We start from the raw sequence: 1,527 nt of genomic DNA, 5'->3' as shown, positions 1-1,527 counted from the left end.
GGGCGACCGGGTGGACGTGGCCTTCACCCCCCAGATCAACGAGTACCGGGGGTGGCGGAGCGTGCAGCTCCAGCTGTGCGATCTCCGCCCCGCCCTCACCCGGGCCCAGGCCGAGCGGGCCCTGTATGAGAAGTTCCGCCGGGGGGAGGCCCTCACCCGGCAGGAGGCGGAGTCCCTGCTGCCCACCCGGGAGGAGTTCGTGGTGCTGTGGCGCTACCTGAAGGGCCACGCGAACCAGGCTCCCCTGGACGCCACCGCCCCCCGCCTGGCCCGCAGCATCGCCCGCTCCGCCGGCCGGCGGGAGACCGTCATGCGCACCCTGGTGTGCCTGGAGGTCTTTGACGAGCGGGGGCTCATCCGCATGGAGCGCACCACCGACCACCTGCACATCGCCCTGCGGCCGGTGGAGGGGAAGGTGGATCTGGACGACTCGTCCATCCTGCGCGCCCTGCGGCGCATCATCCATTCCAACGAGTAGGCCGTGCCGGCCCGCCCGTTGGCACGCTTGTAACAACGGGAGGTCTCCGGTATGGATCCCATTTTGGAGCGCTATCAGGCGCTGGAGGAAAAAATCAAGGAATACAACCCGGCGCTGGACACGCAGCGCCTGTTCAGCGCGTTTACTTACGCGGACAACGCCCACGCCGGGCAGCTGCGCAAGGACGGCTCCCCCTACATCACCCACCCCCTGGCGGTGGCGGAGATCGTGGCGGAGCTGGAGCTGGACACCGACTCCATCATCGCGGCCCTGCTCCACGACTGCATCGAGGACACCGGCGCCACCCATGAGGAGATCGCCAAGCTCTTCGGCAATACGGTGGCCGACCTGGTGGAGGGGGTCACCAAGCTGACCCGGGTGCAGTACACCTCCAAGGAAGAGGAGCAGATGGAGAACCTGCGCAAGATGCTCATGGCCATGGCCAAGGACATCCGGGTGATCCTCATCAAGATCTGCGACCGGCTGCACAACATGCGCACCATGGAGTACCAGTCCCCCCGCAAGCAGAAGGAAAAGGCCCTGGAGACCATGGAGATCTACGCGCCCATCGCCCACCGCCTGGGCATGCAGCGCATTAAGTGGGAGCTGGAGGACACCTCCCTGCGCTACCTGGATCCCGTGGGCTACAAGGAGATCGCCGACGAGCTGGCCGCCCGCTCCTCCGCCCATGAGGAGTTCCTGGCCTCCGTCCAGAAGCGCATCACCGACCGCCTGGCCCAGGAGGGGGTCAAGTGCACCGTCTACGGCCGGGTGAAGCACATCTACTCCATCTACCGCAAGATGTACACCCAGAACAAGACCATGGACGAGATCTTCGATCTCTACGCCTTCCGGGTGATTGTGGACGACGTGCCCGAGTGCTACAACGTGCTGGGCGTGATCCACGACCTGTTCAACCCGGTACTGGGCCGGTTCAAGGACTATATCTCCACCCCCAAGCCCAACGGCTACCAGTCCCTCCACACCACGGTGATCGGCCGGGAGGGCATCCCCTTCGAGGTGCAGATCCGCACCTGGGAGATGCACCA

Annotated in this window: 1 protein-coding gene and 1 pseudogene; both read left to right on the top strand. The window is 65.7% G+C overall.

Going from position 1 to position 1,527, the window contains the following annotated elements:
* A pseudogene (locus QZ378_RS12920) lies at positions 1 to 478 on the top strand (single-stranded-DNA-specific exonuclease RecJ); the annotation flags it as partial.
* A 51-nt stretch (positions 479 to 529) separates the two neighbouring features.
* On the top strand, positions 530 to 1,527 hold a 998-nt coding region (locus tag QZ378_RS12915; RefSeq protein ID WP_291258560.1), incomplete at its 3' end, for an HD domain-containing protein.

This window comes from Flavonifractor sp. (assembly GCF_019422385.1).
Classification (GTDB): Bacteria; Bacillota; Clostridia; order Oscillospirales; family Oscillospiraceae; genus Flavonifractor; species Flavonifractor avistercoris.
This window is presented reverse-complemented; position numbering and strand designations above follow the sequence as displayed.